19 protein-coding genes are annotated in these 23,947 nt (G+C 42.4%); 6 read left to right on the top strand and 13 right to left on the bottom strand.

All coding sequences use genetic code 11. The features are described 5' to 3' along the window. Window positions 1-213 precede the first annotated feature (213 nt). Entirely contained in the window at window positions 214-1,227 is a 1,014-nt protein-coding gene (locus ACRCA4_RS04095) for an SDR family oxidoreductase (RefSeq protein WP_433184554.1), read from the bottom strand. A 69-nt stretch (window positions 1,228-1,296) separates the two neighbouring features. Further along, window positions 1,297-2,415 carry a non-hydrolyzing UDP-N-acetylglucosamine 2-epimerase gene (wecB, locus tag ACRCA4_RS04090; protein WP_433184551.1) on the bottom strand — a complete coding sequence of 373 codons (1,119 nt, stop codon included), beginning with the start codon at window positions 2,413-2,415 and terminating at the stop codon, window positions 1,297-1,299. Window positions 2,416-2,553: 138 nt separating this feature from the next. Here wecB and ACRCA4_RS04085 point away from each other — a divergent pair, with 138 nt between their 5' ends. Both ACRCA4_RS04085 and ACRCA4_RS04080 read left to right on the top strand, forming a co-directional pair. Further along, window positions 2,554-2,865, top strand: coding sequence for a DUF6170 family protein (locus ACRCA4_RS04085; RefSeq protein ID WP_433184549.1), 312 nt, complete (start codon window positions 2,554-2,556; stop codon window positions 2,863-2,865). 173 nt (window positions 2,866-3,038) lie between these two features. Next, a complete protein-coding gene (locus ACRCA4_RS04080) occupies window positions 3,039-4,595 on the top strand; it encodes a peptide MFS transporter (protein ID WP_433184547.1) in 1,557 nt (518 codons plus the stop codon). Window positions 4,596-4,682: 87 nt separating this feature from the next. Here the strand turns inward: ACRCA4_RS04080 and ACRCA4_RS04075 are convergent, their stop codons facing one another. Continuing rightward, window positions 4,683-5,006, bottom strand: coding sequence for a DUF440 family protein (locus ACRCA4_RS04075; RefSeq protein ID WP_433184544.1), 324 nt, complete (start codon window positions 5,004-5,006; stop codon window positions 4,683-4,685). 130 nt (window positions 5,007-5,136) lie between these two features. Between ACRCA4_RS04075 and rlmA the strand changes: the two genes are divergently transcribed. Next, a complete protein-coding gene (rlmA, locus tag ACRCA4_RS04070) occupies window positions 5,137-5,931 on the top strand; it encodes a 23S rRNA (guanine(745)-N(1))-methyltransferase (RefSeq protein WP_433184541.1) in 795 nt (264 codons plus the stop codon). 100 nt (window positions 5,932-6,031) lie between these two features. Here rlmA and ACRCA4_RS04065 read toward each other — a convergent pair whose 3' ends face one another. Beyond that, window positions 6,032-7,501, bottom strand: a complete 1,470-nt coding sequence (locus tag ACRCA4_RS04065) for a nicotinate phosphoribosyltransferase (RefSeq protein WP_433184538.1) — start codon at window positions 7,499-7,501, stop codon at window positions 6,032-6,034. After that, window positions 7,498-8,400 carry a ribose-phosphate diphosphokinase gene (gene prs, locus ACRCA4_RS04060; RefSeq protein ID WP_433184536.1) on the bottom strand — a complete coding sequence of 301 codons (903 nt, stop codon included), beginning with the start codon at window positions 8,398-8,400 and terminating at the stop codon, window positions 7,498-7,500. The genes ACRCA4_RS04065 and prs overlap by 4 nt, the downstream gene beginning before the upstream one ends. A gap of 215 nt (window positions 8,401-8,615) precedes the next feature. Here prs and ACRCA4_RS04055 point away from each other — a divergent pair, with 215 nt between their 5' ends. Further along, window positions 8,616-9,338, top strand: coding sequence for an NUDIX hydrolase (locus ACRCA4_RS04055; protein ID WP_433184533.1), 723 nt, complete (start codon window positions 8,616-8,618; stop codon window positions 9,336-9,338). 101 nt (window positions 9,339-9,439) lie between these two features. Here the strand turns inward: ACRCA4_RS04055 and ACRCA4_RS04050 are convergent, their stop codons facing one another. From ACRCA4_RS04050 to rluD, 6 genes are all read right to left on the bottom strand, one after another. After that, the gene (locus ACRCA4_RS04050) at window positions 9,440-10,141 is read right to left on the bottom strand and encodes a hypothetical protein (protein WP_433184530.1); all 702 of its coding nucleotides are present in this window, start codon (window positions 10,139-10,141) and stop codon (window positions 9,440-9,442) included. 162 nt (window positions 10,142-10,303) lie between these two features. Continuing rightward, on the bottom strand, window positions 10,304-11,896 hold the full coding sequence (gene gshA, locus ACRCA4_RS04045; protein ID WP_433184527.1) for a glutamate--cysteine ligase: 1,593 nt from the start codon (window positions 11,894-11,896) through the stop codon (window positions 10,304-10,306). A 254-nt stretch (window positions 11,897-12,150) separates the two neighbouring features. Beyond that, entirely contained in the window at window positions 12,151-12,996 is an 846-nt protein-coding gene (pssA, locus tag ACRCA4_RS04040) for a CDP-diacylglycerol--serine O-phosphatidyltransferase (RefSeq protein ID WP_433184524.1), read from the bottom strand. Between the two features lie 146 nt (window positions 12,997-13,142). After that, window positions 13,143-15,719, bottom strand: a complete 2,577-nt coding sequence (gene clpB / locus ACRCA4_RS04035) for an ATP-dependent chaperone ClpB (protein WP_433184521.1) — start codon at window positions 15,717-15,719, stop codon at window positions 13,143-13,145. 180 nt (window positions 15,720-15,899) lie between these two features. Then, window positions 15,900-16,655 (bottom strand): peptidoglycan editing factor PgeF, encoded by a 756-nt coding sequence (pgeF, locus tag ACRCA4_RS04030; protein ID WP_433184518.1) that lies wholly within the window; start codon window positions 16,653-16,655, stop codon window positions 15,900-15,902. Window positions 16,656-16,682: 27 nt separating this feature from the next. Next, window positions 16,683-17,657: a 23S rRNA pseudouridine(1911/1915/1917) synthase RluD gene (gene rluD, locus ACRCA4_RS04025; protein ID WP_433184515.1), complete on the bottom strand. Its 975-nt coding sequence runs from the start codon at window positions 17,655-17,657 to the stop codon at window positions 16,683-16,685. Between the two features lie 124 nt (window positions 17,658-17,781). On the opposite strand from rluD, the gene ACRCA4_RS04020 reads away from it, so the two are divergent. After that, entirely contained in the window at window positions 17,782-18,531 is a 750-nt protein-coding gene (locus ACRCA4_RS04020; protein WP_433184513.1) for an outer membrane protein assembly factor BamD, read from the top strand. Between the two features lie 237 nt (window positions 18,532-18,768). On the opposite strand, the gene radA is transcribed toward ACRCA4_RS04020, so the two are convergent. Further along, window positions 18,769-20,130: a DNA repair protein RadA gene (radA, locus tag ACRCA4_RS04015; RefSeq protein WP_433184510.1), complete on the bottom strand. Its 1,362-nt coding sequence runs from the start codon at window positions 20,128-20,130 to the stop codon at window positions 18,769-18,771. A gap of 116 nt (window positions 20,131-20,246) precedes the next feature. Here radA and ACRCA4_RS04010 point away from each other — a divergent pair, with 116 nt between their 5' ends. Further along, window positions 20,247-22,781, top strand: coding sequence for a PilZ domain-containing protein (locus ACRCA4_RS04010; protein WP_433184507.1), 2,535 nt, complete (start codon window positions 20,247-20,249; stop codon window positions 22,779-22,781). Here ACRCA4_RS04010 and serB read toward each other — a convergent pair. Then, entirely contained in the window at window positions 22,767-23,885 is a 1,119-nt protein-coding gene (gene serB / locus ACRCA4_RS04005) for a phosphoserine phosphatase SerB (protein ID WP_433184504.1), read from the bottom strand. The genes ACRCA4_RS04010 and serB overlap by 15 nt on opposite strands. Between the last annotated feature and the right edge of the window lie 62 nt (window positions 23,886-23,947).

Below are 23,947 nucleotides of genomic sequence, written 5' to 3'. Positions count from 1 at the left end.
GAATTATCCATAAATTTTTGTTAAAAGCAGTGACGGGCAGCTGCGTTGCTGTGACTAGTTACCTTTAGTAACAGTGACTAGCTCACTAGGTGAGCAGTGACCGTTCGCAAAGCGAACTAGTTACCTGTCACCGCTTGCATAGCAAGCTCGTTACTGCAGCAAAGCTGCTTGTTACCGCTTGCGAAGCAAGCTCGTCACTCAACAAAATGCTGACTAGTCAGCATTTTGTTGCTCCACATACCACGGCATTGCTTGTTTTAGTCCGTCTAAAATTTTAAATTCTGGCTTGTAGCCTAATATTTGTTTGGCTTTGCTGATATCGGCTTGCGAGTGGCGTACGTCGCCGGCGCGGAAGTCTTGGTAATGCGGTGCGCGGGCGTATTGCACGTTATTGTCAGCTAGGCACTGCACTAAGGCATCGAATAATTGATTTAGTGTGGTTCTGTCACCTACTGCGACATTAAAGACTTCACTTTTTTCAATTGGGCTTAGTGCGGCGCGTAAATTGGCTTGTACGGCATTGGCGACAAAGCAAAAGTCGCGACTGGTTTCGCCATCGCCATTAATTTTTACTTCTTGATTGGCTATCATGGCGGCGGTCCATTTGGGAATTACCGCAGCATAGGCGCCGTTTGGATCTTGCCGTGGGCCAAACACATTAAAATAACGCAAGCCAACACTATGAAAACCATAAGTACGTGAGAAAACATCGGCATAGAGCTCGTTAACGTATTTAGTGACCGCATAAGGTGATAAAGGTTTGCCGATATTATCTTCAACTTTAGGCAAGGCTGGGTGATCGCCATAAGTTGAACTAGAAGCAGCATAAACAAAACGCTTAACCTTAGCGTCGCGAGCACTTTGCAGCATATTTAAAAAGCCGCTAATATTGGTTTCGTTAGTTGCGATAGGATCATTAATTGAGCGCGGCACTGAGCCTAAAGCGGCTTGGTGTAATACATAATCTACGCCTTCGCAGGCTAGTTGGCAGTCGCTTAAGTTACGAATATCGCCTTCAATAAAGCTAAAATTTTGCCATTGCTGCTCGCTTACTAATTGCTTTACCTGATGCAGATTATGCTGATGCCCGGTAGCAAAGTTATCTAACCCCACCACGGTTTGATTATGTTTTAAAAGCGTTTCTAATAAGTTAGAACCAATAAAGCCGGCACAGCCAGTAACTAACCAACGGGCTTTTCCTTGTTTTAAGGTGGCTAAAATATCCATATAATTCCTCTTTACTGGTTTACGCATTTGCAAGCTCGATAAAAAGCTAAAGAGCTGGCACAAATAGGATTACTGACTAATAACATCGATAATACGCTGGCAGGCTTTACCGTCGCCATAAGGGTTATGGGCAAAACTCATACTGTCGTAATAGGCTTGGTCAGTAAGTAACTTGCTAACTTCTGCCACTATTTTGCTGGTATTAGTACCAACAAGTTTTACTGTGCCGGCGTCGATGGCCTCTGGCCGCTCGGTTGTATCGCGCATGACTAACACTGGCTTACCTAAAGATGGCGCTTCTTCTTGAATGCCACCAGAGTCGGTTAACACTAAGGTGCTGCGGCTCATTAAGTAAACAAAGGGCAAGTAGTCTTGCGGCTCTATTAAGTGCACGTTTGGCGCATCGGCTAATAAACGAAATACCGGTTCGCGCACATTAGGATTTAAATGCACCGGGTACACCAGATCACAGTCGGGAAATTGTAACGCAATTTGCTTTAATGCGGCACAAATATTGTCAAAACCGGCACCAAAACTTTCACGGCGATGCCCTGTTACTAACACTAAACGGCGGCCATTTTGACCATAAGGGAACTGCTGAGCAAACTGGCTAGATAATTCTGGGTTAGCTTCAATTTTGTCGACCACTTGCAATAAGGCATCAATAACCGTGTTACCAGTAACAGCAATATGGGCTGGGTTGACGTTTTCATTTAATAAATTTTGTTTCGACGCTTCGGTTGGTGATAAATGGTAACGGGTAATGGCGCCGGTTAATTTACGATTTGCTTCTTCAGGCCAAGGGCTATATAGATTGCCGGTGCGTAAGCCTGCTTCAACATGGCCTACGGCTATTTTTTCGTAGTAACAGGCCAGTGCGGCGGCAAAGGTGGTGCTGGTATCGCCATGCACTAAAACGACGTCGGGTTTAAAGTCACGCAGTACCGGCTTAATATTTAATAGAATGCTGGTGGTGACGTCGTATAAGTCTTGGCCTGCTTTCATTATGGCTAAGTCATACTCGGGTGTAATGTTGAATAGCTGCAACACTTGGTCGAGCATTTCACGATGTTGCCCGGTAACGCAAACGCGGCTTTCAATATGGCTTTGTTGTTTTAATAAATTAACCAATGGTGCCATTTTAATTGCTTCGGGGCGAGTGCCAAACACGCTTAACACTTTTAACATTATTACACCTCATAAAATCAATATCATAAAGCTTACCAAAAGCCCTTTTAAAGCGATAGAGCTAACGGGTAAACTAGGGGCTATCTAATAACAGTGAGCTTAGCTTAGACTAATCACTTTATATTGCAGGATTAAATTATGTTGTATTTTAGCAGCCGTGCCATCCCTGAGTTAGAGGGGTTAGATTTAAATCAGCGCATGCTGGTTATTCGCCAAGCGGTTGATCAGCTGCCGGTACCAACCAAGGTGATGCTGAATATTATTAAATTATTAATTTTAACCCCACTGTTTTTACTTATTGCCCGCAGCGGTGGCTGGCAAATAGTTGGTTATGTGGTTTTGCTATTAATTAGCTACCCGGTAATTACTCGGCCTATCACTTTTGCCCTATGCCGTTCAAAGATGCCCGCTATTCGGCAAAAACTATTTGAAAATACGCAACAAAATTGACAGTAGTTATGCGATAACCTGGCTTAACTAAGGCTGAATATTACAAAAACACAGAATATTTTATACTTTAGTCGCACGTTAACGGGTGACAAGCCGCCGTTAGATATGCATAATCCAGTGCAACTTCGTACAAATTAAGCGAAGAATATAATTCAAATTATCCTGGGGAATCCATGACTGATTCAAGCAATATTGCGGCGGTACCAGAAAACCAGCCGCAGTTTCTCGGCCATCCGGTCGGGCTGTATGTATGTTTCCTGACAGAAATGTGGGAACGTTTTTCCTTCTACGGCATGAAGTACTTACTGTTGCTATATTTAACAAAGTATCACTTATTCAGTGATGCTGGCGGCTTAGATGTATTAGGCAGTTATGCTGGCTTAGTTTATGCCATGCCGGTTATTGGCGGTATGCTAGCCGACCGTTACTTAGGTATGCGTAAAGCAGTTACCTTTGGTGCTATTTTGCTTTGTTTAGGCCATTTAGGCTTAGCCTATGAGGGCTTCCAAGCCTATGTGCAAGACGGTGTGGTAGTGCAAGACACCGGTGCCATTCAAGTATTTTACTTCTCTTTAGCCTTAATTATTATGGGTGTAGGCTTTTTAAAACCGAATATCTCGACCATTGTTGGCCAGTTATACGGTAAAGAAGATGCCCGTCGTGACTCGGGTTTTACCATTTTCTATATGGGTATTAACCTGGGCTCTTTTATTGCTACTTTATCTGTTACCTATTTAGGTGAAACCTACGGTTGGGGCTGGGGCTTTGGCTTAGCCGGTATTGGTATGGTGCTAGGTTTAATTATTTTCTTAGCTGGCCAGAAGTATTTATATGGCTATGCCGAGCCTGCTAACCCAGGCATGTTAAAAGAGAAAGTGTTTGCTGGCATTAACCGCGAGTGGATGATTTATTTAGCGACTATTCCGGCATTAGCCGTTATGTGGCAGCTGGTTCAATATAACCCTGTAGTGCATAACACCTTATTAGGTTTATCTTTTATTGTGCTAGTGGGTATTATCTGGTTTATGGTAACCCAGTGTACTAAAGAAGAGCGTGACCGCATGACAGTGCTTATTGTGCTAACGGTTTCTACCGTAGTATTTTGGGCCTTGTTTGAGCAGTCGGCGTCGTCTATGACCTTATATGCTGACCGCGTATTAGACCGTACTATATTTGGTTATGAAGCAACAGCTGGCCAGTTTGGCTCGTTAAATGCTTTCTTTATTATTACCTTAGCACCGCTATTTGCTTGGTTATGGATTGCCTTAGCAAAACGTAAACTTGAACCTAGCACGCCAGTGAAGTTTGCTTTAGGTATTATTCAAGCCGGCTTAGGTTTTGGTGCTTTAGTTTATGGCGCCAACCACCCTAACGAAGCGGGTTATGTAGCAGCCTGGTGGTTAGTATTAGCTTATGCCTTACACACTATGGGTGAATTATGCTTATCGCCAGTTGGCTTATCGGCCGTAACTAAGTTAGCCGTACCTAAAGTTGTCGGTGTTATGATGGGTGCTTGGTTCTTAGCCACTGCCTATTCAGAGCTTTTAGCAACACAATTAGCTAAATTAGCCGCTGTTGACACTAAAGCAGGCGAAGTTGCCGATGTGCAAACCGCCCTAGCCTCATATAACGAACTGTTTAGTTTCTTATTCTATGTTGGCGTAGGCTTTGGTGTATTTATGCTACTGATTAGCCCTTGGCTGAAAAAACGCATGCACGGTGTGCACTAACCCACAAAAATGGGTCGGAGTACATTAATAAGGGGTCGGAGCATATTAACGAAACTGTTAATATACTCCGACCCCTTTTTTTGTTTTCTATTGGCCTCGCCATTGTGCGTGGCAAAGCGAGTCGTGTTTTTCTTTGCTAAGTAAAATGCGCGCTAGCACTACATCTGCCTCGCCATCGATGCCGGTTAGACCTATTCTGGCTTCTAGTTGTAGCTCTGGCTCTAGGTCTTGCATCATTATTTCTACCCAGTCTTCTGTTGGCGGTACTAGATCTACAAAACCGCGGGTATCTGCATGTTGTTGGTACATGGAATAGTCGATTGCCGATAAGTTTTCTGCGGCTAGCTCTTCGAAGATATCAAAGGCGTGATCGCATAGTTCGTCTAAGGTCCAAAGTTCTAGATCTTGCATTGTGGCTCCACTGTGGCAATAAATCGGTGTTTTTATAGCGCTATTTTGGCTGCAGAGTATAGCAAGGCTTTGCTTAAAACACTGCGCTGCTGATACACTTAACAGCTATTTATTCTGCTTAGATTGTATTATGTACCAATGTCCGCTGTGCCAAAACCCTCTTGTTCTTGATAATAAGCTTTATCGCTGTGCGCAAAATCATTGTTTTGATATTGCCAAAGAGGGCTATGTTAATCTTTTGCCGGTGCAACAGAAAAACTCTAAGGCGCCGGGTGATAATAAAGAAATGATGCAGGCCAGACGTGACTTTTTGCATGCGGGTTGGTATCAGCCCTTAGCAGATGCCGTAGCTAAGCTATTGCAGCAGTATAATGTTAAGCAGTTATTAGACTTAGGCTGTGGCGAAGGCTATTACAGTGGCCGCATTCAGCAAGCCCTGCCCGATTGCCAACTGCATGGCCTTGATATATCTAAAACGGCAATTAAATTTGCCGCTAAAGCCAATAAGCAGATTTCCTTTTGCGTAGCCAGTGCTTATAAGCTGCCTTTTATTGATAATGCATTTGATAGCATAGTGCGTATCTACGCCCCGTCTGAAGCGACTGAACTAGCCAGAGTATTGCAACAAGACGGTTATTTGTTAACAGTAACACCCGGCCCTCAGCATTTATTTGAAATTAAACAAGCTGTTTATGCCAATCCTAGATTACATGATGATGCCATTGAAGCCATTGCTGGCTTTAAGCATATAAAAAGACAAAGCTTAAGCTTTAATTTGAACTTCGAACAAGCGTCTGATGTGCTAGCTTTAATTCAAATGGTGCCATTAGCATGGAAGTTTACACCAGAGCAGAAGCATCAATTTGCCAAGCAAGCCAAGAGCATTAGTATCGACTTTTTGTTGGATTTGTATCAGCTAGCTTAATATGGGGTCGGAGCTAATTAATAAAATGTTAACTGAATTAAAGAGTAAGGGGTCAGATTGCATTAACAAAAAATTAATGTGCTACGACCCCATATTGTTGTTATAGGTGGCTTGCTAGGCGGGCTCTTATTTGAGCTAGGCTTTGCGTGTTAACTAGTTTGCCGTTTTCGAATACGGTGTTGAATTCACAGTTTTCTACGTCGTTCCAGCTGGCTTGGTCTTTTAGATAGTAGTTGTTGTTTTCATCTTTAAATACGGCGACTAAGCCTTTTGCGGAGCGTTTGGTGCCGTCGTCGGTTTTTGGTGCTTTAAAGATTTCTCTGTCTACACCGGCTACTTTGGCAAAGGTTGCTTTAACGGCAAAGCCGTCTGTGTCGCGGGTGACATATTGATAGGTGTAGCTGCCTATGCCAAATACGACGTTGGTTGAGGCGAAGCCTTTGGCTTTAAGGCCTGCGCATATTGCTTCTGCGCGTTCGATGGTGATTGAGTCGCCATAGATAAGGCCAACGCGTGGATCAAGCAGTTTGTAGCCTTGGCTAGTTGTGTTGCCGCCAAATACTTGCCATAAACATTCAATGGCACCTTGGTATTCTGGGCTGCCTGGTTCGGCTTCTGGATCACCGCAGATCACTTTTACTGGGCAGCCGGTATCTGGACGAAACACGACTTTACCGTCGCGAGCTAAAATTTTATCTTTTAGTTTCACGGTGAAGTCGGTCATCACCTGCCAGAAATCCCAAGAGTCTGACACTATGCTAACTATGCCGGTTGGGTAGATATCTTCAATTAAGCGGCGGAAGGTTTCTAATTCGTTTTCCATGCCGCCAGCACACATTACTGAGTGCTCTGTCGCTGCAACACTGCCGCCGACGAGTTCGTTATCGCTATTGGCTTCATAGTATTGCTCTAAAAAGTCGATGGCTGGAATTGTGTCGGTACCGGTAAAGCTTAATAGGTGAGCGGCACCGCTCATTAATGCTGCTTGCACTCCGTACATGCCGCGGAAGCTAAAGTCGTGGCCCTGCCAGTTAACAAAGTCAGTGCTGCCGTCTGTTTCAAGGGCGTATTGTGTGAGTATTTTTTTATACTGATGTGCTGTAGTGGCACTGGTACACATGCCCCACACATTGGCAGATAATATGGTTTCTAGGTAATTCGTTAACCAAAAGAAGCGCTCGTCGGTGTTATAGATAACTAAGCACGGCACTTTGATTGGGTATAAGGTACCTTCTGGTAAAGCTTTAATTTTAATAGGTAAATAACCTAAATCGTGTAATTGGCTAATGTGTTCGGTGCCAACATTATTTGGGCCTAGGTAATTATTAATACGTCGTTCAAAGGCGCGAATTACTTGCTCTTTAGGTTGTTCAAAAAAGTCTTTATTCCAGTTATCGATTAAAATATCTTTTATAAAGTACTGTAAGCCAAAGAAAACCATTTTGTCGGTATAAGCACGACGGGTTGAGCGTGCTGTTAGATTACTAAAAATAATTTGCGTGTTATCTGGGTATTGACGGCGGTGATCCACTTTATAACCATCAATAGCAATAATTGGGTTTAATCTCATTTTAACTCTCCTTGTGATAATAAATAGCTGGCAACGGGGCTAACTGTGACAAAGCTGGAGCCCTTAGGCAGTAAGCTGTCGGTGCAGTACAGTTGATCTATACCACTTTGCTGCAATAAGGTTTCATCGGCTTTACCTTCGTAATGCGATACGATAAGCACTATTCTTTCTGCCCCTTTAGCTTTTAGTTTTTTAGCTAGTTCGATAAAGGTGCGGCCACCGGCACAGATATCATCCACAATGACGCAGGTTTTACCGCTTAGGTCGTCGGCATAGACTTCTGTCGCAATTATTTTGCCGTTAGTGACATCACGTACTTTGTCGGCGCGGATAATAGGCAAACCACCGAGTGTTGCTGATAACTCGAATATTTTTTTATTTGCGCCCGCATCTGGTGACACTAAAGTAATATCGCCACTTTGATTATTTAATAGTGGGTTATTTTGTAATTGATTAGTAAGCACTTGCTGAATAAATGCATGGTTTTTAACCACCTTAACTTGGTTAAGTAAGGCTGCGGTTACATCACTGTGCGGGTCGAATACGCTAACGCTAGAATAGTTTTGGCTATTAATTAAGCTGGCATACACTTTAACCGAGAGCGCTTCACCTGGGTTGCATACTCTGTCTTGTCTGGCCCCTGGGAAATAAGGCACTAGCAATTCAATGCAAGTTGCCCCAGCGCGTTTTAAGGCGTCGGTTAATAGCAATAATTGGATTAGTGATTCATCACCTTGATAATGAAACAATACCCGAACCTGTTGCTTAGGCTCTGTTGTTAAACAAATATGATTCTCACCGCCACCAAAGCAGAATAACTTATAACCGCAGTTTTCAACTGCAGGCAGTTGGTAAAAGTCGGATTTATAGCTGTTAGTTGTACTGTCATTATTTTTCATTGGCTCTCCTAAATCGCGGCGGATAATATCACTTAAACATACATACTAGTAACATTTAATGCATATCTCAGTTAATGTCTTAACGACACATACAGATTAGGTCCTTAAGACATTAAAGGCAAGTTTATTATTTAGATTAAAAAAACATAACGACTTTGAGTTAGTGTTTAAAATGGCATATAGTGTCTTAGTGACACTAAAAGAAGAGTAACTTTATGGCAGCGTCAAATATAACTATGGGCTTAGTTGATACCCCCTTAGCTGATATATCTAAACCCATGTTTACTATAGATAATGTTTTATTTACGGTAGAAGATAATATTTTAAATGTACTATTAGTTAAGCGAGCAGCCCCGCCTTTTAATGGCTGCTGGAGTTTACCTGGTGGCTTTATTGATGTGAAATTAGATAGCAATGTGCAAGCAGCCGCCATGCGCAAGTTACAACAAAAAACTGGCCTTACACCAAGTTATTTAGAGCAGCTAGAAGTGTTTTCTGGTAAAGATCGTGATCCTAGAGGTTATAGCATTAGCTTGGCATTTTTTGCTTTAGTGGCCTTTGAACAAGTAGCAAGCCATATAAATACTGTTGAACAAGCCCGCTGGTGGCCCCTTGCCGACTTAGCTAATATTGATTTAGCTTTTGATCATAAACAAATTATTGATAAAGCCTATCAGCGGTTAAAACAAAAAGCGCTATACAGTATGTTGCCAGTATTTTGCCTACCTAATGCCTTTACCGTTAGCCAACTTAAAAGCGTAATAGAAACCATTATAGGTAAAGAAATCCAACGCAAAAGCCTTATGCGCCGAATTGAAGCCAGTGATATGTTTACGCTAACAGAGCAAAAAATTGCCTCAGGCGGCAGACAAGCACAGCTATATAAGCTAAAAGATGGCGTAGATATTACCCTCTACGACAGAAACTTGAGCATCTGAATATGGGGTCGGAGCTAATTAATAAAATGTTAACTAAGTTGATGAGTAAGGTACTCAGATTACATTAACAAAAAATTAATGTACTCCGACCCCATATTGTTTTAGCCCCAAAATAGGCGCCATAGCCAGCTGCGGTTTAGGTCGTCTTCGCATTTGTTTAGTTGACTGGCGTAGGTTTTGGCTCTGCTGTCTACTTTTTTGGCGGTGTTTATTAGCCAGGCTTTTTTCTTGTAGGTGCCGCGTTGATAGCCGCCCCAGCCTTCGTGGTAGTTTAGGTATTGGTTGTAGCCGTCCCATTTGGATACTTTGTTGATGCGGTGGCTTTTGCTGATATACCAGCCCATAAAGTCGATGGCGTCGCCAAAGTTGTCTCTGCTTACCCAAAATCTGTTGGTTTCTTTTACGTAGTCGTTCCAGGTGATGGTTTTGGCTTGGGAGTAACCATAGGCGGAGCTGGCTCGGCCGTAAGGTATAAAGCCTAGGAACCAGCGCATGGGTGGCCTAGCATTATGTTTGAAGCTGCTTTCTTGGTACATAATGCTCATGGGAATATGAATAGGCACGCCCCATTTATCGCGTACTTTTACGGCTTCGTCATACCAGTTGCGGTGTTCGTTAAAAATATCACAGATATTAGCGCTATTTTTAGGCGGGGCTGTGCTGCAACTTGTAAGGCTAGCAACCAGTGTTGCGGCTATTACAAGCTGTATTGTAGATCGTAAAAGACGAAAATTTAGCTTGCCGTTTGTATTGGCTGATTGCGCTACATTTCGCTTTTGAATTTTTTTATGAACTTTTCTCATTAGTGTGATTCTAACAAGGTGTAGCAATGCTACAAGGTTTAAATTCCAATTCTCCCTGGATTATTATTAGGGCTACCCTTGGTAGCCCATTTTTTTGCTAAAAATTCGACCTTTTTAGCCGGTTTAACATTATTTTTAGCATTAGCTGCTAGTCAATAGCTATTAGGCCTCATCACAATCAGGCATTTCTGCGTAATACTGCTTAAGGTATTCGCTAAAACTAATATCATCTTGTTGCTCTATTAGTTTTTGTTGCTGCTGTGATTCTAGCGCTTTGTCTAAAAACAGTTGCTCTGAATACACTTGGTATGGCTGCTGTAAGAAGTGCTGCTTATACTCTGCGGCGAGCTGTAGCATAAAGCTGCCGTTGTCTTGCTGTTGTGGTAATAGCTTATCGAGTATTTGGCCTGAATAGGTTAGGCTTGGGTTTAGCAGCGCCTTATAAAACTGGGTTAACACGCTTTGGTATTGCTGTTTGTTATAGGCACTATCTAGGTATTTGGCTACGGGCATCATTTCTGCAAATAGTTGCTCTGCCCAGTCTTGCATTAAGCGCGGGTGCTGGCCGTCTTGTAAGTCTAGGTTTAACCGCCGGCCTTCTGTTACTACTTTTCTTAAGTTGGCATCAGCGATATTTTGTTCGGCTATCGACATTTCTGGGCTGTCTTGCAATAGGCAGTACAGCATAAAAATATCTAAGAAATGCATTTGCTCGCTATTTATGCCTATCGGGCTAAATGGGTTTACATCTAGCGCCCGTACTTCAACGTATTCAACACCACGCTTAGCTAAGGCACAGGTTGGCCGCTCGCCTGATTCGGCAGTGCGCTTTGGCCGGATAGTTGAGTAAAACTCGTTTTCTATTTGTAAAACATGGGTGTTAAGTTGCTGATATTGATTATCGAACTTAACGCCAATTTTACTGTATTGCTCTGATGGCTTGCTAATGGCGTCTTGCAGGCCTAAAACATATTCGGGTAAGCTGTTGTAGCTGATATTTAAGCTTGATTGTGCGCTGCTGGTATAGCCTAGATCACTCATGCGTAATGAAGTGGCATAAGGTAAATATAAGCTGCCTTTACCTAAGGGTTTAAAGTCGTACTTGGTTTCGCGCCCAGCAATAAAGGATTTACACATGGCCGGTGAGGCGCCGAATAAATACACCATTAACCAAACATAGCGTTTGTAGTTACGAATTAGCCCTAAATATTCTGCAGAAATAAAGGCCTGTAAGTCACCTTTATCGCCTTTTAATTGTTGGTATTCTTGCCAAAAGCTTTGTGAGAAAGAAAAATTAAAATGAACGCCACTAATGGCCTGCATCATGCTGCCATAACGGTTATGTAAGCCTTTGCGATACAAGGTTTTCATTTTACCAACATTAGAGCTGCCATATTGCGCCAGCGGGATAGTATCTTGATCACTAATAAAACAAGGCATACTGGCTGGCCAAAACTGCTCTTGGCCAATTTGCTTACTAACAAAATGATGAATATCGCTTAGCTGGGCTAAGGTAGTGTCTATGTTATCTGTTGCAGGCGTAATAAATTCTAGTAGTGATTCAGAAAAATCGGTTGTAATTAATGGATGTGTTAAGGCAGAACCTAGAGCTTGCTGATGAGGTGTTAATGCTAACTTTCCGTCTGGGCAGACGCGCAAAGACTCACGCTCGATACCGCGTTTAATACCGGTTACTGCTTGCTTAAATTTGCTGGTATTGAGTGCATCGAGACGTTGTTGGATTTGTGTAGACAAGTTATTTCCTTAATCGGTAAGCATCTAGCTAAATTTGGGGATAGTGCTATATAAACTCAAGTATCACCACCAATTTAGCTGGCAAATCACTTAAGAACAAATATTTTTGCTAAATTCACTAGCAACTGCGATTAACCGCTAAGCCATCGCTCTGACATTTTATACTTTTAACCTTAAACTTAAAGTAAAAAAACGGTGCACTTTTAGCACACCGTTTTTGTTAGCCATTATTAGTGCTGTTGTAACTTAGCAGGTTAACTATCCGCTTTAGGCGTTTCGCTGTTAGCGTGTTTTTTATCTGCGTTTGCTGCTGATTCACTTATGTCGTCAGCAAAGTCGGCATCATCTGAGTCACCCACTACGTGCTCTAGCTTTAATTCTCGCACACTACGAAAAGTGGTTACTGGGCCTGAGCAGGCATAGATTAAAAAGATACCAAATAACATTTCAGCTGGGCGCGCAGCAATAACAACAAAGATAAATACCACTAATAAGATAGTTAAGAAGGAGACTCGGTCACGCCAATTAACGTCTTTAAAAGAGTTATAACGGAAATTACTCACCATTAATAAGCCAGATATAATGGTAATAATACCTACGATATAACCAATATTCTGACCATCAATTTCATAATTAGTCCCGGTCCAAACCATTCCGGCCACTAAAGCTGCTGCAGCTGGACTGGCTAAGCCTTGGAAGAAACGACCATCAGTTACGCTGAGGTTGGCATTGAAGCGAGCTAAACGAAGTGCAGCACAAGCCACAAACACAAAGGCGGCTAACCAGCCAAATTTACCTAAGTCAGATAACCCCCAGTTATAGGCAACTAACGCTGGTGCTACACCAAAGGAGATCATATCGGCCATACTATCGTATTGGGCGCCAAACTCACTTTGGGTATTAGTTAATCTGGCCACCCTGCCATCTAAGCCGTCAAAGATCATCGCGATAAAAATAGCGACAGCTGCGGCTTCAAAATGGCCATTCATTGAAGATACAATGGCGTAAAAACCTGAAAACAAGCCACCTGTTGTTAATAGGTTTGGCAGTAAATAAATTCCCTTACGCGGGCTAGTGTCACTCATATTTGACTCGGTCATATAAAATTTCTACTAAAGACTGATTACTCATTATAATGCAGCTAACATAACACGAATAGCTAAAATGCAGAAGTGACTGCACTGCAGTCACTTCTTTAATAAGGCTAAATAGGCTTATTTAGTCTAAGTATTGCACTTTTTTTCAGTTATTCACTAGTGACAATAAATTTTTCCCCATTGTGATCTAGCGTTACTGTGCTTCCTGGCAAGACGTCACCTTGTATTAACGCTTGTGCCAATGGATTTTCTAAGTGTTGCTGTATAGCCCGTTTTAATGGCCTTGCACCGTATAAGGGGTCAAAACCGACTTCAGCGAGCTTATCTAGTGCGGCGTCGGTAATGGCAAACTTATATTGCCTTTCATGTAACCGTTGCTCTAGGCGAGCTAATTGAATTTTAGCAATACTACGAATTTGCGTGGTATCTAATGGATGGAACACCACGGTTTCGTCTAACCTGTTTAAAAATTCCGGTCTAAACTGCTGCACTAATACGCCCATTAGCATATCTTTCATTTGCTGATAGCTATGCTCTTTATAGTGCTCTTGAATCAGATCAGAGCCTAGGTTTGAGGTCATAATTATAACGGTATTTTTAAAGTCTACTGTGCGGCCTTGACCATCTGTTAAGCGGCCATCGTCTAATACTTGCAGTAGAATATTAAACACATCTGGATGGGCTTTTTCTACTTCGTCAAGCAAAATGACTGAGTACGGCTTACGGCGCACCGCTTCAGTTAAGTAACCGCCTTCTTCATAGCCTACATATCCCGGTGGTGCACCCACTAAGCGCGATACAGCATGTTTTTCCATAAACTCGGACATATCAATACGCACCATGGCATCTGGGCTGTCGAATAAGAACCGCGCTAAAGATTTTGTCAGTTCAGTTTTACCCACACCTGTTGGCCCTAAGAATAGGAATGATCCTATTGGTTTATTCGGATCAGATAAACCGGCTCTTGAGCGACGAATGGCATGCGAGATAGCCGTAACCGCTTCGCCTTGACCAATAACGGTGCTGTGTAAGGCAGATTCCATTTGCAATAATTTATCGCGTTCGCCTTCAAGCATTTTGCTAACCGGGATCCCCGTTGCTTTTGATAATACATCGGCTATTTCGTGTTCGGTTACTTTATTACGTAATAGCGTATTGTCGTTCATATCGGCTTGGCTGGCTAAGTCGAGCTTTTTCTCTAGTTCGGGAATTCGGCCATATTGCAACTCTGACATCCGTTGTAAGTCGCTGGCACGGCGGGCAACTTCAAGATCTAGCCTGGCTTGTTCAAGCTCGGTTTTAATATTTTGAGTGCCTTGTAGTGCTGCTTTTTCTGACGACCAAATTTCATCAAGTTCTTGATAGTTTTTATCTAATTCGGCAATTTCTTGCTGAATAATGTCCCGATGCTTTTTACTGCTGTCGTCTGATTCTTTGGCTAAGGCGTTATCTTCTAATTTTAATTGAATAATACGCCGCTCTAGCCGATCTAATTGCTCGGGCTTAGAGTCCATTTGCATCCGTATGCTAGATGCTGCCTCGTCGATTAAGTCGATGGCTTTATCCGGTAGCTGGCGATCGGCAACATAACGGTGCGATAAGGTGGCCGCTGCGATAATTGCCGGATCGGTAATTTCTACTGCATGGTGAATTTCGTAGCGCTCTTTTAAGCCACGTAATATGGCAATAGTGTCTTCAACGCTGGGCTCTTCTACTAAAACTTTTTGGAATCGGCGCTCTAGGGCTGCATCTTTTTCAATATATTGGCGGTATTCGTCTAGCGTTGTTGCGCCTAAGCAGTGTAGCTCGCCCCTTGCTAAGGCAGGCTTTAACATATTACCGGCATCCATAGCGCCTTCAGCTTTACCCGCGCCGACCATGGTATGAATTTCATCAATAAATAAAATAACTTGGCCTTCTTCTTTGGCCAGTTCACTTAGCACCGCTTTTAAGCGCTCTTCAAATTCACCACGGTATTTAGCGCCAGCTAATAGCGAGCCTAAATCTAGTGAAAGTACCCGCTTATTTTTTAAACCTTCTGGTACTTCTTTATTAATAATGCGCAGTGCTAAGCCTTCCACAATAGCGGTTTTACCCACACCTGGCTCACCAATTAACACTGGGTTATTTTTAGTTCTGCGCTGTAACACTTGAATACAACGACGAATTTCCTCATCGCGGCCAATAACGGGATCTAACTTGCCCGACTCGGCCCGTGCGGTTAAGTCTATAGTGTATTTAGTTAATGCTTGGCGCGTGTCTTCGGCATTGGCATCTTCGACTTTTTGGCCCCCGCGCATTTGTTCAATGGCTTGCTCTACTTTGTCTTTTTCGATACCTAGTGAACGCAGTGTTTTACCTAGCTCTGATTTATCTTCAGTTGCTGCTAAGACAAATAACTCGCTTGAGATAAACTGATCTTTGCGTTTTTGCGCCAGCTTATCGCACTGCTGTAATAAATGTGCAGTAGCAGAAGCAAGTTGTAGGTTAGCATTCTCGCCTTCTACTCGCGGAAAGTTATCGATTGTTTTACTGACTTTAGCTCTTAACTCGTTAAAGTTAATAGCTAACTTATTTAATAAGTCACGTACTGTGCCCCCTTCTTGATTTAATAAGGCAAACATTAAGTGACTTGGCTCTATATATTGTTGATCACGGCCTATGGCTAATGACTGTGCATCAGCAATAGCTTCTTGAAATTTACTGGTAAATTTATCTAAGCGCATATGTGCTCCTAATAGCCTTAAAGCATGCTAATACAAACTTAAGCTTGGTTGGTATTAGTCTTAAAAGCTAGAATTAATAACGACAATTGATATGTACTATAGATTGGGTATGGCTGTTGGAATTTCAAGTAGAGACGTCAAATATTTGACAAATATTTAGCCTGTACACTTTGGCAGGCTTTAGTCTAGCCAGATTGCGCTAGCCATACGGCCGGTTTGGCCATCACGACGATAAGAATAAAATAATTCTGCCTGCTGATAGGTGCAATAGTCACCGCCATAGATAGCGCTGACACCCAGTGCTTGTAAACGTTGACGCGCTAATTGATAGATATCAGCAAGATATTTACCATTCCTATGTAATACAAAGGCTTGTGCAGCATTAGAGTTATGTTGCATAAACTGAGCCCGCACTTCTGGGCCTACTTCAAACTTAGCTTGGCTAATGGCAGGCCCTAACCAGACTAAAACCTGCTGCGGCTGGCTAAAATGAGCAATGGTTTTCTCAATAATACCGGCACAAAGGCCACGCCAACCGGCATGAACGGCTGCAACTTGCTGACCTTCGCTGTCGCAAATAAGTAAAGGTAAACAGTCGGCTGTCATTACAGTACAAATTTGTTGCCTAGTTTGGCTAAAGCTGGCATCGGCAGTAATGGGCTCTTGGCTAGTTACCTTATTACTAATTATCTTATTGCTAGTTAATGGCAGCACCGCTACATGAGTGCCATGAACTTGATTTAACCAGGTAGGCACAGCGGGCATCTGCGCCATCTGTTGATAGATAAGCCTGTTTTTAGCCACTAGCTCAGGATTATCATTCACATGCAGTCCTAGGTTTAGACTGTCATATATTGTGCTAGATACCCCACCCAGTCGGCTGCTACTAACAGCATGAACATTAGCGGGGGCTGGCCAGTCGGGGTAAATTAGCATGACATTTTTAATCTTTGTGCTTTTAATTTAAGCAAAGTCTAAACCATGTTCAAGCGTATCGGCTCGTAACACTTGGTTTAATTTTACCATGTCGTCAGGGATAGGCACTTGCCACTCTAAAATTTCACTGGTAATAGGATGAGCTAAACGTAACATTACTGCGTGTAATGCTTGACGTTTAAAGGTACGCAAGACGGTAAGTAACTCTTCACTAGCTTTGCGAGGTGGCCTTGGTCTGCCGGCATAAACTGGATCACCAACAAGTGGATAGTTATTAAAACTTAAATGCACCCGAATTTGGTGAGTACGGCCGGTTTCTAAGCGTAAACGTAACCGAGTATGGGCACGATATTTTTCCATTACTCTAAAATGGGTAGTGGCTGGCTTTCCTGACTGTGTTACCGCCATATGGGTGCGCTTAGTAGGATGACGACCAATAGGCTCATCAATAGTGCCGCCGCTGGTCATAGTGCCATGACAAACCGCTTCATATTCACGCACTACTTCACGGGCTTTCATCGCCTCTACAAGCTGAATTTGCGCTTCTAAGGTTTTGGCTACCACCATTAGGCCTGTGGTATCTTTGTCTAAGCGGTGCACAATACCCGCACGTGGCACTTCATTTATAGACGGAATATGATGTAATAAGGCGTTAAGCAAGGTGCCTCTAGCATTACCCGCTCCTGGGTGTACCACTAAACCGGCAGGTTTATTGATAACCAGAATATGGTCGTCTTCATACACAATATTTAATTCGATAGCTTCGGCAACATATTCCACTTCTTGTGGAATTTCTGCCAAAATATCAATTTGTTCTTCACCGAACACTTTTTCTTTAGGTTTAGTTTGGACTTCGCCATTCACCTTGACGGCGCCGGCTAGGATCCATTCTTTTATCCGAGAACGTGAATAATCGGGGAACATTTCGGCCAAAACCTGATCTAAGCGGTTACCAAATAAATGATCAGGCACAATTTCTGAAAGTTTTAGCTGTTTTGTCATAACGGAAGCAGTTATCCTGTGTGCAACCCCAGCGAGTCTGGAGTATTATCGCAATACATAGTATTTTAACGATTATACACCATACTAGACAGCCATTTAGCTTAAGTAGTTACGGATTTTTTAAATGAAAGCAAAAATTTTACTGATTTCTCTGCTAGCGCTTACCCTTAGCGCTTGTTCTAGCAAGCCTAAAGAGCCAGATGTAGCCAGCACGGCAACACCACAAACTTTATATCAAGAAGCCAAAACAGTGCTTGATAATGGTTTATATAACCGAGCAATTGAATTATTACAGGCTTTAGATTCACGTTACCCTTTTGGCCCTTTAGCGCGTCAAGTACAATTAGATTTAATCTACGCGTATTACAAGGCGGGTAATGTAGATAAAGCAATAGCCACTATTGACCGTTTTATTCGCTTAAACCCTAACCATACTGAGTTAGATTACGCTTACTATATGCGTGGCTTAAGTAATTTGAAAGCGGATGAAAACGCTTTACATAGTATGTTAGGTGTTGATCGTTCAGATCGCGATTTAGCCAGCACTCGCCAAGCTTTTGATGACTTTAAACTATTAGTTACTAATTTCCCTGACAGCCAGTATGCAGCAGAAGCCAAAAATCGTATGTTAACGATAAAAAGCACTTTAGCGCAGCATGAGCTATTAATTGCTGATTACTATATGCGCCGTGGTGCATTTTTAGCCGCCGCTAACCGGGGTAAATACATTGTAGAATATTACCGCGATTCACCTTTAGTGGAACAAGCTCTAGAAGTGATGGTTGAAGCCTACGGTAAGTTAGGTTTAACTAAACTGAAGCAAGATACATTAGCGGTGTTGAAGTTAAACTTCCCAGAGAACACAACACGGTAAACATGAATGTTTAGTGGTGAGTGGTGAATTTTTAGTGTTGAGTGTTTAGTTGCGGCTTTGCCGCGGTGACGAGCTTCCTGCGGAAGCGGTGACTAGCTCACTTCGTGAGCAGTGACGAGTTACCGCTGGCCCTGCCAGCGAGTCACTGTTCGTTATACGAACTAGTCACTCACAACTCAACACTCATAACTCACAATTCATAACTCACCACTGCTCTTCTCTCACTTTCTGCGCTACCTATATCGCTTCTAAGGCTTCAGATAATTTAGTTACGGCTATGACTTCCATGCCGGGTATGCCGTCTTTTGGCTTATTAGCAAAAGGCACTATAGCTCGCTTAAAACCATGTTTCGCCGCTTCGCGTAAGCGCTCTTGACCACTGGGTACTGGCCTAATTTCGCCTGCTAAGCCCACTTCTCCAAATACCACTAAATCATTAGGTAGCGGTTTGTCTCTAAAACTAGAAACAAGCGCCAGCAAAGTGGCTAAATCAGCACTGGTTTCATTTACTTTAACGCCACCAACTACGTTGACAAACACATCTTGATCGGCCATTTGAATGCCCGCATGACGATGCATAACCGCTAATAACATGGAGATCCTATTTTGCTCCATGCCTAGGGTAACTCGACGCGGGTTATTTAATGGCGAGTGATCGACTAAACCTTGGATCTCAACTAATAATGGCCGAGTGCCTTCCCATAGCACCATAACGATACTCCCCGACTGGTCTTCTTTACCTCGGGTTAGGAAGATAGCAGAAGGATTTTTCACTTCTTTCATGCCTTGCTCTGTCATAGCAAAGACACCGAGTTCATTAATAGCGCCAAAGCGGTTTTTATGACCACGTAAAGTACGATAGCGGTTATCGCTGTCGCCATCTAACATAACCGAGCAGTCGATACAGTGCTCTAATACTTTAGGTCCGGCTAACGAGCCGTCTTTGGTAACATGGCCCACTAAAATAATAGCGATATTATTTTGTTTAGCAAAACGGGTTAAATATGCAGCGCTTTCGCGTACCTGAGACACACTGCCTGGTGCTGACTGAATATCAGCTAATTGCATTACCTGAATAGAGTCGATAATCATAATGCGTGGTTTTTCTTGCTCGGCTAAATGGCAAATAGTTTCTATATTGGTTTCAGCCAACATTTTGACATTCGCCGTAGGCAAATTCAGCCGTTGTGCTCGCATGGCAACTTGTTGCAACGATTCTTCACCCGTAACATACAAGACACCGCCACCACTGGCTAAGCCACAGACCATTTGCAGTAGTAAGGTACTTTTACCCGCCCCTGGATGGCCACCAATAAGTATGGCGGAGCCTGGTACAATGCCGCCACCTAATACACGGTCAAACTCGGCAAAGCCGCTGCTAAAGCGCGGCACGGCTTGTAAGTCTACTTGATCTAACGGAATAACCTTTGCAACTGTAGCACCTGCATAGCCAGAACTACGGTTAGACTTTGTCGTTGTAGATCCTAAACGCACTTCACTTATCGTGTTCCAAGCTCCACATGCTGTACACTGGCCTTGCCAACGCATAAAATCTGCGCCACAGTCTGTACATACATAAGCTGTTTTTACTTTTGCCATTTTTTTTCCTGAACCAAATGAAAGGCATAGATATTGCTTTTCAATTTATAACCACGTAGCGTACTACATATTAACATGTTATTGCGCCGACTTTTTGGCTCACACATAGACGAATTATGACAGCACCAGACCTACAAGCCTATATTGGCATCATTGAACAATTAAAAAGTAGCTTAAATACTAGCAACTTTGAACAAATGTTTAGTCTGCTAACTGCTGACCTGCCTAAGTCAAAGCAATTTATTTTAAAAATGGAGCTAAAACGCTTAAATCAGCGCTGTCAGTTTTTTATTGATTTACGGGGCTTAGTCGATGGTGAAGTGAAACCTTACCCTTATCAGGGCAAAACCCATTATATGGATGATAACGCCATAGAAGTGTTTGAAAAAGGTTTAGAACAATATGGCGCTTATACCGTTGGTTTGTATGAAGAGGTGCGCAACACTGAAAATAACTTTAGGGTTATGCATCGAAAAGAAACCGAAAAGCGGGTGCGTGAAACACTCACTCGGGTTGCTAGCGGTGAAACCGATCCCGCATTAAGCGCTGAAGCCATAGAAAGCTCTGAACAGCCACAAGTTATTGAATTTGGTAACTACATTCGCCGCCGCGATGAGCGAATGAACTTCAGTATTGATGTTGAAGTTCGCACGGCGACCCATCGCTTTAAGGCTAGTACCTCGGATTTATCGGTATCTGGCTGTAAATTAAAAGTGCGTAAGCAACAAACTGCTAAAATTGGTGATGAAGTTAGCTTGTTTTTTACCCAACTAGAGCAAGAATTTGTTTTAGAGCTATCTAACGGCGTGCCATATACTATTGTTGATATTGAACAGCATAATCAAAATAATTACTGGCGAATGAAGCGCCAACCAGCAGAAGATGAGAAGAAGTTTAGCCAGTTTTTGCAAAATTTTATTAATGGCAATAAGCGTCGTTATAAAGTAAACCTAGACAATGTGAGTGCTTGCTTACTGACTAAAGGCTATGAGCAGTTTCACCTACCTAAAATTACCGCTTTACCTATTTTTATTTCAGTACGTGACAATATTGCCATTCCAGTGAGTGTATTAACCACAGATCATAATAAAGGCTGCTGGCAATATTTCTTAGATGAACAATATAAGTCGGTGCTAATTAGCATTTTAAATGCCAAGCGCATTAAGGCCCGTATTGATAATAAAGCGCCAACTAATAGCTGTATTTTGTATTGTTTTACTCATGCCGTTAAAGGCAAATTGTTTTTTTACTCTGCAACTAATGAAGAACTCGCGAATAGCCCAGATATACGCAGTGTCTTCTTTGGCTTTGGTGCCTCCAAACCAAGCTGGCGTGTGTTTCATTTAAGTTTTGCGGCCACCTCGGCTCAACTTGCTGAATCGGTTTCCATTATCCCGAAGGCGCAACAAGACAATACAGAATCAGTATCAGCTTTAGTTAAAGGTTTTATCCAAGATATCCGCTTTATGATTAGCTTAACGGATATCACCTCTGATCACAGTACGGATAGCTATCAAAGTTATAGCTACCAACAAAGCCAACTTAAGCAACTGGCACAATTTGGCCATAAAAAGCGGGCTGAAACCCCGCCATGCGAAGCTGTACCCGTTCATTATGTTAATTTACGCTCTGAATCACGCTATTTATACAAAACAGCTATTGAGATCCAACAAGGGGACGAACAAGAAAACCTTATTGGCTTTAGCCGTGATTTTTCAGCCAAAGGCTTACAGGTTGAAGTATTACAGCCGGTTGATTTTGTTAAAGGCGATATTGTTTTGCTAGACTTGCCAGAATTACAAAAGATTAGCCAAAAGCACCTATTGTCCGCCTTACCTTATGAAGTGATGGCTGTAAGTAAAAGCCGCACTATTATTAATTTAAAAGTAGCGGGTAATGATGAAAAGCATATTGGTCAGCAGTTTTTTAGTCAACTGATCCAGAATAACCGCAGCAAATTGACTCAAGCGCAAGAAACACCTCGTTATCCTGGACTTTCTGCCGCGCTAAGAAATATGTATTTACAGTCACAAAATAACTTACAACTCTTTGTTCAGCGTCAAGGGATCCGTTATGAAATAAATACGGTTGCTAAAGGTAAGGCTTTGCATACCCTGCATTACTTGATGCGTTATAACAAAGCCGCGAGTAAAACTGAGCGTCAAGACAACAGCCTTACTCAACTCGATGTTAATCAAGTGGTTAATAATGGCGCAGCTTGCATTCAGTTTTCCCAACAGTTAAAGAAAATGAAACGGTTTGAGCTAGGGAGTGAGTACCTACTATTCGCCTATGTAAGTCATAAAGCGAAAAGCAGCAGTGATATTGAATTTAAATACCATTATGATTTTGCTAATGAGCAAGCGATAAAAGAGTATATTCTAAAAGCGTTGCAGCAAGGTTTGCTGTTTTGTTATCGCTTAAGCTTAATGCGCACTAATAGACCTGATATTGACTATTTTGAGCAGGAGTTAACTTATATAAGTGCTTATGCCATTCATAAGGCAAAGCAGCTTGAAGAAGAGCTTTGGAGCATAGTGGGCATTATAGATGTAGTAGATATTTCTGAAGAAATTTTGCTGCGTTATGCTATTAACGCCAACGCAGCGACAATTGATAAAGCTAAGCTGGCTTTTTTAACTGCTGAATAAGTATAGCAACTGCAACAAAGAGCCTTGTTTAATTGCATATTTAGCTTGCGCTTGCACTGCGGCTTTAGCATGAAAAGCGACCCCATAATGGGCTTTATTTAGCATTGGAATATCATTAGCGCCATCACCAATAGCCACCGTTTGCTCACTTGCGACTTGATATTGCTTAGCTAAGTTTTGTACCACTTCAGCTTTAGCTTGAGCATCAACAATATCACCTAGCACCGCGCCGGTTAATTTTCCATTAACAATGTCTAGTTGATTAGCAAAAGTAGCCGTTAAGCCAAAGCGTTGCTGTAGGGCTTGAGTAAAATAAGTAAAACCTCCAGATGCTATAGCAATATGCCATTGATGTTGTTTAAGGTAACGAACAAGTGCTTCTAGCCCGGGCATAATTGGCATCGTTACTAGAACCTGCTCTAGTATCGAATTATCGGCCCCTTGTAATGCAGCTACTCGAGCGACTAAACTTTGGCTAAAATCTAACTCACCATTCATAGCTTGTGCTGTTACTTTAGCAACCTGCTCGCCTACCCCTGCTAACCGTGCAATCTCATCAATGCATTCTATTTCAATGGCGGTTGAGTCCATATCCATTACTAACAACCCCGGCTGACTTAAACTAGGCCGGCTGGGCAGATATAATCGCTCTATTGCATATAAGTCAGCTAATTTTGCAATCTGCTGTTGCACCCTATTTGCTAACTGTTCGCTTAAGCTTAGTTCTAACCCTAGCGCTAAATCGGCATGGGGCTGAGAACAGCGCATAGCTAAAAACTGGCCTGGTTGAGCCACTAACCTTAATACTTGTTGCAACAGCTGCCAGCTTAAGTTATCGCCAAACAAAACAAGGGTAATTGCCGTATTATTGCCATTGATACTGCTGTTAGGAGTATTATTGAGCTTAGTGTTAGGCTGGTTAGCCGTTAACTCTGGCCCCTGCTGCACAGCAGTTAAATTAGTTAACACTGTTTGGCTTTGTAATAATAATTGGTTATCTTGCCAGCTTAAGCGATAATACTGGCCAGGCTGAAGCACAAACTGCAAAGGTGGTGCTGTATTTTCGGCTTGGGATTGAGCGGTTATTTGATATAAAAAGGACACTCGGTTACCTATACTTAAAAACCATGACGTGGCATGCTACATCATTATGCCCTATTAAATAA

This window comes from Rheinheimera sp. WS51 (assembly GCF_050936095.1).
GTDB lineage: Bacteria > Pseudomonadota > Gammaproteobacteria > Enterobacterales > Alteromonadaceae > Alishewanella.
The sequence above is the reverse complement of the archived record's forward strand: the minus strand, read 5'-3'. Positions and strand labels throughout refer to the sequence as shown.

Coding starts and splice junctions, on each gene's coding strand:
- clpB (WP_433184521.1), bottom strand. CDS start 15,719: ATGCGCTTAGATAAATTTACCAGTAAATTTCAAGAAGCTATTGCTGAT.
- ACRCA4_RS04095 (WP_433184554.1), bottom strand. CDS start 1,227: ATGGATATTTTAGCCACCTTAAAACAAGGAAAAGCCCGTTGGTTAGTT.
- ACRCA4_RS04055 (WP_433184533.1), top strand. CDS start 8,616: ATGGCAGCGTCAAATATAACTATGGGCTTAGTTGATACCCCCTTAGCT.
- radA (WP_433184510.1), bottom strand. CDS start 20,130: ATGGCAAAAGTAAAAACAGCTTATGTATGTACAGACTGTGGCGCAGAT.
- rlmA (WP_433184541.1), top strand. CDS start 5,137: ATGTACCAATGTCCGCTGTGCCAAAACCCTCTTGTTCTTGATAATAAG.
- wecB (WP_433184551.1), bottom strand. CDS start 2,415: ATGTTAAAAGTGTTAAGCGTGTTTGGCACTCGCCCCGAAGCAATTAAA.
- ACRCA4_RS04010 (WP_433184507.1), top strand. CDS start 20,247: ATGACAGCACCAGACCTACAAGCCTATATTGGCATCATTGAACAATTA.
- ACRCA4_RS04080 (WP_433184547.1), top strand. CDS start 3,039: ATGACTGATTCAAGCAATATTGCGGCGGTACCAGAAAACCAGCCGCAG.
- ACRCA4_RS04065 (WP_433184538.1), bottom strand. CDS start 7,501: ATGAGATTAAACCCAATTATTGCTATTGATGGTTATAAAGTGGATCAC.
- pssA (WP_433184524.1), bottom strand. CDS start 12,996: ATGACCGAGTCAAATATGAGTGACACTAGCCCGCGTAAGGGAATTTAT.
- ACRCA4_RS04075 (WP_433184544.1), bottom strand. CDS start 5,006: ATGCAAGATCTAGAACTTTGGACCTTAGACGAACTATGCGATCACGCC.
- pgeF (WP_433184518.1), bottom strand. CDS start 16,655: ATGCTAATTTACCCCGACTGGCCAGCCCCCGCTAATGTTCATGCTGTT.
- ACRCA4_RS04085 (WP_433184549.1), top strand. CDS start 2,554: ATGTTGTATTTTAGCAGCCGTGCCATCCCTGAGTTAGAGGGGTTAGAT.
- ACRCA4_RS04050 (WP_433184530.1), bottom strand. CDS start 10,141: ATGAGAAAAGTTCATAAAAAAATTCAAAAGCGAAATGTAGCGCAATCA.
- rluD (WP_433184515.1), bottom strand. CDS start 17,657: ATGACAAAACAGCTAAAACTTTCAGAAATTGTGCCTGATCATTTATTT.
- ACRCA4_RS04020 (WP_433184513.1), top strand. CDS start 17,782: ATGAAAGCAAAAATTTTACTGATTTCTCTGCTAGCGCTTACCCTTAGC.
- prs (WP_433184536.1), bottom strand. CDS start 8,400: ATGAAAAATAATGACAGTACAACTAACAGCTATAAATCCGACTTTTAC.